Below are 9,678 nucleotides of genomic sequence, written 5' to 3'. Positions count from 1 at the left end.
GGCTGCTCGCCAAGGACCCCCAGCAGCGGCTGGACGACCGGGGCGCACGGGCGATGCTCGACGAGGTCCTCCACGCACCCGATCTCGAGGAGGAGGTGCCGGCGGACGCGACCCGGGTCGTGGCCCTGCCACCGCTGCCCGAGGGGCCTTCGGGCAAGGCGGCCGAGGACGCCTCGGGTCCGGGCGTCAAGCGGGGCGAGGAGGCCGCCGAGCGGCTGCGCGGGGCGCTCAGGTCCGTGCGCAAGGCCGCGGTGTCGGCCGGTGCGGCCACGGCGGCCGCCGCCACGGCCGCGCGGTCCAAGGGGTCGGGGTCCGCGACCGCGGAGGCGGCCGAGGACGATTCGTCCGGGATCCCGGCGGCGCCCGCGGACGGGACGCCCGGTGTGCCCCGTCCGGCGGCCGCGTCGTCCGGCACACGTGACACCACTGCCGTCTTCGGATCGAACTCCGATTCTGCGAAGCCGAGTTCGGGATGGCCTCTCGTCCCGGACCCGGACCGGCCGCCGCGCCCGGCCCAGCCGCCCCGGGCCCCGCTCACCGATGTGATGCCGAAGCGGACGCTGGTGATCGTCGCCGTCGTCGTGGCGCTCGCCGTGCTCGGGACCGTGCTCGCGCTGACCCTCCGTGGTGGCGACAGCGGCTCGCGGGACAACAAGAAGGGCTCCACCAAGGCCGCCGTGTCCAGCGGCGCGACCGCCGGCAGCGGGACCAAGGGCGGCGGTTCGCACACGGACAGCGACACCGCGACCGAAGGCCCGGGCGAGCAGAACACGACGGACAGTTCGCCGGCCGCGAGCGCCGGTGCGAGCGGCAGCGGATCGTCCGCCTCGCCGGACGACGAGGCGGTGAAGACGTACAAGGGCGGTCAGGGCTACTCGATCGGGCTCCCGGACGGCTGGAGGTACCGCTCGTCGGACTCCGCCGGGGACCGTTTCACCGGCCCCGACGGGCAGCGACTGCTCGTCGCCTGGACGTCCACGCCCAAGGACGACCCGGTGGCCGACTGGGAGAACCAGGAGGGCTACATGACGCGCTCCCAGTACAAGCGGATCCGCATCGCGCAGGTGGACTACCGCGGCTGGAACACTGCCGACTGGGAGTTCTCCTACTCGGAGAAAGGCACCACCTACCGCGTGATCGACCGCGGATTCGTCGTCAACTCGCATCAGGGTTACGCACTGCTGTTCACGGCGAAGGCGTCCGACTGGGACAGCGATCCGCGTGAGGACACCTGGAAAGCGCTGACCGGGACCTTTCGTCCGAAGTCGTGACGTTCCGCGCACCGCGCTGATGTTCGACGCGGGTGCATGGCGGGGAGATATGTCATCCCCGGGTTGCAGGTTGCCTCCGGCACGTATCGTGAGGGATTGCGGACCGTACGCATCCAGAACGGGACGCAAAGCGAGCGGAATTGACCAACCGGGCGGCCGGAGGGAGGCATCGTGGACGACTATGCGGGGCGGGTACTCGCCGACCGCTACCGCCTGCCGCTGCCGCCCGCCGACGAGTACGAACTGACCGAGACCCGCGCCTTCGACACCTACAGCGGGCAAGAAGTCCTCGTCCGGCAGGTGCCGTTGCCCGAGGTCGTCGAGGCCGAGGTGCTCGACGCGAACGGACTGCCCGAGGGATTCGTGGCGCGGGAGGGCAGGTCCCGCGGCGCCTCCACCCGCACGGCGGCCGCGCGAGGGCCCACCGAGCCCGCGGTGCGCCGTGCGATCGAGGCGGCGCAGGCCGCCGCGCAGATACCCGACCACCCCCGGCTCGACCAGGTCTTCGACGTGTTCGCCGAGGGCGGTTCGCTGTGGATAGTGAGCGAGCTGGTGGCCGCACGTCCACTGGGGGCCCTGCTCGAGGAGAAGCCGCTGACGCCGTACCGGGCGGCCGAGGTCGCCTCCGACGTGCTCATGGCGCTGCGCGTGCTGCACGCCCACGGCTGGGTGCACCGGAACATCACCGCGCACACGGTTCTCGTCTGCGACGACGGACGCGTGATGCTGACCGGTCTGGCGGCCGGGGCGGCGGAGGAGGCGCTGTGCGGCTACGACCCGGTGCCCCCACGGGACTTCGGGCGGGGCGACGGGGCGTCGGACGGGGGCGGTGACGCACCGGGGTCTCGGCCCGGCGCCCCCGCGGGCACCGGCACCGGGGGCAGGGGCCTCGGAAGGCCGGCCGTCGACGGGCCCGGTACGGGCACGTTCGGGTCCGTGGGCGAGCCCGCGAGGGGCGTGGATCCGGAGGCCACGCGGCGGGCCGCGATCGAGGCTCGGGCCGACGGCACGGTTCCGGGCGCCGGTACGCCCGGTGGTGCTGCGCCCGCCGTGGGACCCCGTGCGCTCGAGTCCGCCGAAGACGTGCGTGCGGCCCGGGCCGGGGCGATCGCGGCGTACCGCGCGGGCGCGCGTGCCGCGGCCCGGGTGCAGGAGGAACAGCACGGCGGCCGGACGGCGTTGCCGGGGCCGCGTACCGCCGACAACGGCACGGCGACACCGTCGCAGGCGCCCGGAGAGGTGGTGGAGCAGCGCTCCGACACGCCGCCCGGGCAGATCGTCGACCCCTATGGAGTGGGCCGCACGACGTCCTGGCACGGCGCGGTCCCTCGTCCCGCTGCGCCCGCCGCCTACGACCGGGGGCACGCCGCACTGCCGGGCGGCACCTCCGCGCCTCAGGGCGAGGGCAGCGACCCGTACGGCACTCCCGGCTCGGGCACGGGCGGCCCGTACGAGACCGCGACCACCGGTGCGACCGGCGCCGCCTCGACCGCTCCCGGCTCCCGCTGGAACCACCGCGGCCCCGTCACCGCGCTGGCCGCCGAGCGCGCGCGGCAGGCGCGGATGGCCGTCGTCGGGCCCGTCACGGAGCGATGGGCACCCGAGCAGGCCGGACCGGTGCACGAGAACTGGCAGTTGGCCGCGCCGATCGGGCCCGCGACCGACCTCTGGGCACTGGGGGCGCTGCTGTTCCGTGCCGTCCAGGGCCACGCGCCGTACCCCGAGGAGAACACCGCGGAGCTGGTCCAGCTCGTCTGTGCCGAACCGCCCGCCTTCGCCGAGGAATGCGGGGCGCTGCGCCCCGTCGTGGAGTCGCTGCTGCGTCAGGATCCGATCGACCGGCCCGACTTCGAGGAACTGCGAGGCTGGCTGCGTTCCCTCGTCAGGTCCGCACCCGAACCGGACGCGGGCGCGCATGTCGTCGCGGCCCCGCCGGTCGACCCCGGGCGGCTGCCGATCGTGCGTCGCCGTGGGGAGCTGGTCCGCAGGCGCCGTGCCGGGCTCCCTGCGACCACCCACGCCCGTCACAGACGGGCCAGGGACGACCGCCCGTCGCGGCCCCACAGGCTCGGCCGCACCCTGCTCCTGCTGATCCTGCTCGCACTGGCCGCGGCGATCGCGTATGCCATGGTGTTCATGCCGAAGGCCGACTCCGGCGGCCGCGGTGGCAGTGGCACGGTGGGGGAGCGCACCGGTACCGCCGGGGATGTCGGCCCGGCTCCGCGGGGGTCCGCCACGGGCGGCGCGCGGCAGCCCGGCCCGGCGGGATCCAAGAGCTCCTCGACGTCGGCCGGTTCGGCCGAGGCGCAGACCAGCGAGACCCAGGTCGCTCGGGGCTTCACCGTGCGTGAGGACCCGGAGGGATTCCGGGTCGCGGTCGCCGACGGCTGGGTCCGCACGCCCGAGAACGGGCGCAGTCAGGTCGTCTACTCCCAGGGCGACTTCGAGCTGATCGTGGTGCCCGGACGCGACAGCACCGCCACGTACGGCGGCGATCCGCTGTCCTACCAGCGGGAGTCCGAGCCCGAACTGCAGCCGTTCCGCGATTCGACCTGGGCCACCTCCAGTGGGATGCGGCGTATCGACGTCGGCGGACGGACCCTGGTCGAAGGGCAGTTCACCTGGGCGGACAGCGACGGACGCGAGCTGTTCGTGCGTAATCTCGTCGTTGTGGCCGGCGGCCGCTACCACGTGGTGCAGGTCCGTGGCCCGGAGGCCGAGCGCGACGAGGTGACCCGCCTGTACGAGCAGGCGGAGCAGACCTATCAGGCGACCGGTTGACCACTGTACGTCACCGGTCACCCCGTGCCGCACGTCCCACGAACCTCACAAAGCTCGTTCAACGCAGGAGCAACGTGGTCCGATTGGGCTGAGAGTGCGGTGGTTCCGTCCCGTACACGGAAGGGAGAACCGTCACAGTGCGGTCTCCGTTCCACCCCCGCCGTTTCCCTGCGCGAAGGCCGCTCTCTAATGTGACCTCGTCAAGAGCATTGCGGGGGAACGTGAATCAGATGCAGGGCCTGCTCCTCGCGGGCCGCTACCGGCTCGTCGATTCCATCGGCAGCGGCGGCATGGGCCGGGTGTGGCGCGCCCACGACGAGGTGCTGCACCGGGTGGTCGCCATCAAGGAACTGACGGCCGCCCTGTACGTCACGGAGAGCGACCGTGCCGTGCTGCTCGCCCGGACCCACGCCGAGGCCCGGGCCGCCGCGCGTATCAATCACTCCGCCGTCGTCACCATCCACGACGTCCTGGAGCACGACAACCGGCCGTGGATCGTCATGGAGTTGGTCGAAGGCGGCTCGCTGGCGGACGCGGTCAAGGAACACGGCCGTATCGAGGCCGCCGAGGCGGCGCGCATCGGGATGTGGGTACTGCGCGCGCTGGGCGCCGCGCACGCGGCGGGCGTCCTCCACCGCGACGTGAAGCCGGGCAACGTGCTGCTCGCCACCGACGGACGTGTGCTGCTCACCGACTTCGGCATTGCGCAGGTCGAGGGCGACTCGACCATCACGCGTACGGGGGAGATCGTCGGGTCCGTCGACTACCTCGCTCCCGAGCGGGTCCGCGGCCACGACCCGGGCCCCGCCTCCGACCTCTGGGCGCTCGGCGCCACCCTGTACACGGCGGTGGAGGGCAGGTCGCCGTTCCGCCGTACCTCGCCGCTGACCACCATGCAGGCCGTGGTCGACGAGAACCCGGAGCCGCCGCAGTTCGCGGGCGCGCTGGGTCCGGTGATCGCGGCCCTGCTGAGCAAGGATCCGGCACACCGGCCCGGCGCGGCACAGCTGGAGCAGATGCTGGCCGAGGCCGCCGAGGGACGGCGGCCGAAGTCGGCACAGGAGTATGTGGCGACGCAGCACGTGGACCTGCCGCACCGCGAGGACACGACCGCGAACGCACCGGGGCGAAGGGAGGCGCGCGAGGCCCAGGCGATCGGGCGCACCCGGCTCCAGTCCGCTCCGCCGACCGCGTCCCGCAGGCGCCGCCGCGGCCGTACGGTCGCGGTGGTCCTCGCGGTGGCCGCGATCGTCGGTGCGGCGGGCGCGGTGGCCGCGAACCGGTTCGCGAACCGGGACGACGGCACCGGCGTGTCCGTCGGCACCCCGCCGACCTCGGACTCGGCGACGCCTGCCCCGGGTTCGCAGCAGGCCGGGAGCGGCATCCCCGAGGGCTGGGTGCGCAAAAAGGATCCGGCGGGCTTCAGCATTTCCCTGCCCAAGGGGTGGAAGCGGTCCGTCTCCATCGACCAGGACGGCCTCCGGCAGGTCGACTACTCGCCCGACAAGGGCAAGCACCTCGTGCGGGTCGCCGTCGACACCGCGCCGGACTTCCGCACCTCGTACGAGCACATGAGCTACCTGAACCAGCGGATCTCACGGCGGCTGCGGGACTACAAGCAGCTGAGCCTCAAGGAGGAGCTTTTCCGCGACCTGCCGGGCGTCCGCTGGGAGTACACGTGGAACGCGCTGGCCAAGGACGCGCCGCACTACTTCCCGGGGCCCTACCGCGCGATCGACGTCGGGTACATGGAGAGTGACGGCACCGAGTACGCCATCTACGCGGCCTCGCCGGCCGACGACTGGGCCACCACCAGAAAGCAGTTCGACTGGATCCTGCGGGGCTTCCGGGAGGGTTGATCGGAGTGGAACAGAAGGTTCCGCTGTCACTGTGGTCGCTCTCATCGCCCCGGAGCGGGTGTTGGGGAAGCGGCCGGGTCCTGCCTCCGCTCTCTGGTCGCTCGGCGTGGTGCTGTACGCGGCGACGGAGGGCGTCTCGCCGTTCCGCCGCAGCAACACCCCGGTGACCCCGGCCGAATGTGTTCCTTGATGCGAGGGTTGAGGCACCGTTCCATCGCGGTGGCCTCGTCGATCCGGTCCAGCATGGTCCGCGCCGAGGCCTGAGTTCCCTGGAGCGTGCCACCGGCTGTCTTGGGGCGGCGGCATACTTGGCCGATCGCCGTCCCGGAAGGCGTCCGTCCGATGCGGCATCATGGGGCTCATGGGGACCGAGGGGGAGAACGTCCGTGTGATAGCGGGCCGGTACCGGCTTCAGGAGCGGATCGGCCGGGGCGGCATGGGCGTCGTCTGGCGGGCGACCGACGCGTTGCTCGGCCGGCAGGTCGCGGTCAAGGAGCTCGTCCTCGACACCTCGCTCTCCACCGAGGAGGCCCGGCTGCAGCGCGAGCGCACCCTGCGGGAGGCTCGCGCGGTCGCCCAGTTGCGGCACCCGCACATCATCGTCGTGCACGACGTCGTCGTGCACGACGAGCGTCCCTACATCGTGATGGAGCTCATCGAAGGCGGCTCGCTCGCCGAACGCATCGCCGACCGCGGTCCCGTCGACGCTCGCGAGGCCGCCCGCATCGGCATCGCCCTGCTGGGCGCGCTGCGCCACGCGCACGAATCGGGTGTGCTGCACCGCGATCTCAAGCCCGCGAACGTGCTGATGGAGGCGGGAACCGACCGTGTCGTCCTCACCGACTTCGGCATCGCGCAGGTCGCGGGCGCCACGACGCTCACCGAGAGCGGCTCCTTCGTCGGCTCGCCCGAGTACACCGCGCCCGAGCGGATGTCCGGGGTGCGGACAGGACCCGAGTCCGACCTGTGGTCGCTGGGCGCGCTGCTGTGCGCCGTGCTGAGCGGCGAGTCGCCGTTCCGGCGCGACTCGTTGGGCGGGATCCTGCATGCGGTGGTCGTCGACGACATCCGTCCGCCCGTGCAGGCACAGCCGATCCTTCCCGTCGTACGAGGGTTGCTGGAGCGCGATCCGGACCGGCGACTGGACGGGGCGGAGGCGGAGCGGCTGCTGCGGGAGTTCCTGGAGACGGGACGCACGCCCAGGGTGCCGGTGGCGTACACGCTGCCCCATCGGGACATGCCCCGGCGCGCCGTACCGCCGGTGCCTTGGGAGGTGTCGGAGGTGGCCGCACCGCAGCCAGCGGCCGGGGCACGCTCCGGGAAGCCGTCCGCACGGGGCGCGCTCATCGCTGCCGCCCTGGTCGCGGCGATGGCGGGAGCGGGCGTCTCCGCGGCGGCGCTGCTGCTGCGCGACGGCGGCAACGCCGGTGGAGCCCCGGCGAGTTCGGCACCGCCGCGCACGCCCGTGGGCACCGGCCCGTCCGGCCCGTCGGCCCCGGGACCCTCGGCCGCTCCCACGGTGACGTTGACACGCTCGCCGTCCTCGGCGCCGGTGTCCGCATCGGCCTCGGCCTCGGTTCACGGGGCCCCCTCGGGGTACCGGCAGGTGCAGGATGCGGGCGGGTTCTCGCTCGCCGTGCCGGAGGAGTTCACACGCGTCCCGCAGGGCGAGCGGATCTTCTACATGTCGCCCGGCCGGACCTTCCGCATCGGCATCAAGGTGGCCGATCCCGAAGAGGGCGGCCCGCTCGCGGTGATGCGGCGCGCGGCCGCCGACGGGCCCTCCAGCAACCCCGGTTACCGGGACGGCCGGGTCGACGCGACGTCGCACGACGGGAACCCGGCGGCGCTCTGGGAGTTCACCTGGAACGGCTTCTCCGCGGCCGAGGGCCCGCGGCACACCTACGACCTGTGCTGGGAGCAGGGCGGCCGGATGTACGACGTGTGGGTGTCGGCGCCGGTCGGGAAGGTGCGGGAGGCGAAGGAGTACTTCGACGTCGCGGTCGACACGTTCGTGCCGTCCTGAACCGGAGACACATCGTGCGGTGGGTCACGGGTCTGTGACCGGTGTGGGACAGAGGTGGCTGACGAAGCGCCCGCACGATAAGCATGGACGTATGAGCAACCACGGGGGAGGGCCTCAGCGGCCCGACGAGCCGACGAGTTTCGGACTGCAACCGCCACGGCCCATCGCGCCGTACCCGGGAAACCCGTACGCGCAGCCGCAGGCCGATTCCCAGCCCCCGGCGGCCTCCACACAGGTCGTACCGGACGCGCCGCGGGACTCGGGGGCCGGGCGGCTCGTCGCCGGGCGCTACCGGCTGCTCGCCAAGCTCGGCCACGGCGGCATGGGCACGGTGTGGCGGGCCAAGGACGAGACGGTGGACCGTGAGGTGGCGGTCAAGGAACCCAGGGTTCCCGACCACCTGCCCGAGCGCGAACAGGCCAACGCCTACGAGCGGATGCGCCGTGAAGCACGGGCGGCCGCGCGTCTCGACCACCCCGCCGTCGTGAACGTGCACGACGTGGCGGTGGTCGACAGCAGGCCATGGATCGTGATGGAGCTGGTGCAGGGCCGGTCCCTGGGCGATGTGCTCCAGGAGGGCACGCTCGGAGTGCGCGAGGCGGCGAGGATCGGCCTCGAGGTGCTCGGTGCGCTGGAGGCCGCGCACGCGGCCGGCATCCTGCACCGCGACGTGAAGCCCGACAACGTCCTGCTCGGCCGGTACGACCGTGTCGTCCTCACCGACTTCGGCATCGCGCAGATCGAGGGCGAGACGAGTCTGACGGACACGGGGGGCTTCGTCGGCTCGCCCGAGTACATCGCGCCGGAGCGGGTGCTGGGCCGGCGCCCCGGACCGGCGTCCGACCTGTGGTCGCTGGGCGTGGTGCTGTACGCGGCGACGGAGGGTGTCTCGCCGTTCCGCCGCGCCAACACGCCCGCCACCCTCCAGTCCGTCCTCCACGCCGCCCCGGCGGCCCCGGCCTCCGCCCGGGGCCCGCTCGCCGACGCGATCAACGGCCTGCTGAACAAGGATCCCGGGCGCCGCCCGAACGCGACCGAGGTCCGCCGACTGCTGGACGAAGCGGCGAGAGAGCCGCAGCCGACACAGGGCGTGCCGCTCACCGTCCCCGGCGGCAGGGGCATACGCCTCGGCCGCAAGGCGCTGCTCGGGATCGGCGCCGGAGTCGTCGCCATGGCGGTGGCGGTCTGGCTGGTCGTCGCGGACCCGTTCGCGGGACCGCTGCCGGACGGCTGGACGCAGCATCAGGAGAAGGCGCTGGGCGCGACGCTTGCGGTGCCCGCCGACTATCAGGTGAGCAGGCCAGAGAAGGACGCCACCGACAAGAACTGGGTGATGTACTCCGACTGGAGCGGCAGCATTTCGGTCACACTGCAGCTGGCGAAGAAGTCCGAGGACTCCTCCCACCAGATCAAGGACTCGTCGGCGGCCGAGATGTACGCCGACAACGGCGAGTTCAAGGACAGCGGCGCCTATGAACTGCAGATGCCCTCGGGCCCGAAGAAGACGCACCCGGAGGAGACCCGGTACCACGGCAGGCAGGCCGCGGAGAACACGGTTCCCTACAGGACGAACGACAGCCGGCACCAGCGCCCGCGCGAGCTGAAGATCTTCTACTACAAGAACACCGCCGGTGACATGTACAAGCTCACCGTCGGCTACCCGGGCGAGGGCGACTTCACGGAACGCGGCCGCGAGGTGGCGCGGACGGCGATCGCGAACCTGGACGTCGACAGGTTGTAG

The 9,678-nt window shown here is 72.7% G+C and carries 5 protein-coding genes and 1 pseudogene; all 6 read left to right on the top strand.

All coding sequences use genetic code 11. The annotated features are described in order from the left end of the window. Window positions 1-1,271: pseudogene (locus VXC91_RS09225) on the top strand (serine/threonine protein kinase); the annotation flags it as partial. Between the two features lie 171 nt (window positions 1,272-1,442). Further along, entirely contained in the window at window positions 1,443-4,052 is a 2,610-nt protein-coding gene (locus VXC91_RS09220) for a protein kinase (protein WP_329506493.1), read from the top strand. Between the two features lie 230 nt (window positions 4,053-4,282). Continuing rightward, window positions 4,283-5,911, top strand: coding sequence for a serine/threonine-protein kinase (locus VXC91_RS09215; RefSeq protein WP_329506492.1), 1,629 nt, complete (start codon window positions 4,283-4,285; stop codon window positions 5,909-5,911). Window positions 5,912-5,942: 31 nt separating this feature from the next. Next, a complete protein-coding gene (locus VXC91_RS09210; RefSeq protein WP_329506502.1) occupies window positions 5,943-6,101 on the top strand; it encodes a hypothetical protein in 159 nt (52 codons plus the stop codon). A gap of 171 nt (window positions 6,102-6,272) precedes the next feature. Further along, window positions 6,273-7,937 (top strand): serine/threonine-protein kinase, encoded by a 1,665-nt coding sequence (locus VXC91_RS09205; RefSeq protein WP_329506491.1) that lies wholly within the window; start codon window positions 6,273-6,275, stop codon window positions 7,935-7,937. A gap of 91 nt (window positions 7,938-8,028) precedes the next feature. Next, window positions 8,029-9,678: a serine/threonine-protein kinase gene (locus tag VXC91_RS09200; RefSeq protein ID WP_329506490.1), complete on the top strand. Its 1,650-nt coding sequence runs from the start codon at window positions 8,029-8,031 to the stop codon at window positions 9,676-9,678.

This window comes from Streptomyces chiangmaiensis (genome assembly GCF_036281785.1).
Lineage (GTDB): Bacteria > Actinomycetota > Actinomycetes > Streptomycetales > Streptomycetaceae > Streptomyces > Streptomyces chiangmaiensis.
Note: the sequence above shows the minus strand (reverse complement) of the source record. Positions and strands in the feature narration are given on the sequence as shown.

What these genes read in the sequence shown, in the direction of transcription:
- VXC91_RS09215 (WP_329506492.1), top strand. Translation starts at nt 4,283, where the DNA reads ATGCAGGGCCTGCTCCTCGCGGGCCGCTACCGGCTCGTCGATTCCATC.
- VXC91_RS09205 (WP_329506491.1), top strand. Translation starts at nt 6,273, where the DNA reads ATGGGGACCGAGGGGGAGAACGTCCGTGTGATAGCGGGCCGGTACCGG.
- VXC91_RS09200 (WP_329506490.1), top strand. Translation starts at nt 8,029, where the DNA reads ATGAGCAACCACGGGGGAGGGCCTCAGCGGCCCGACGAGCCGACGAGT.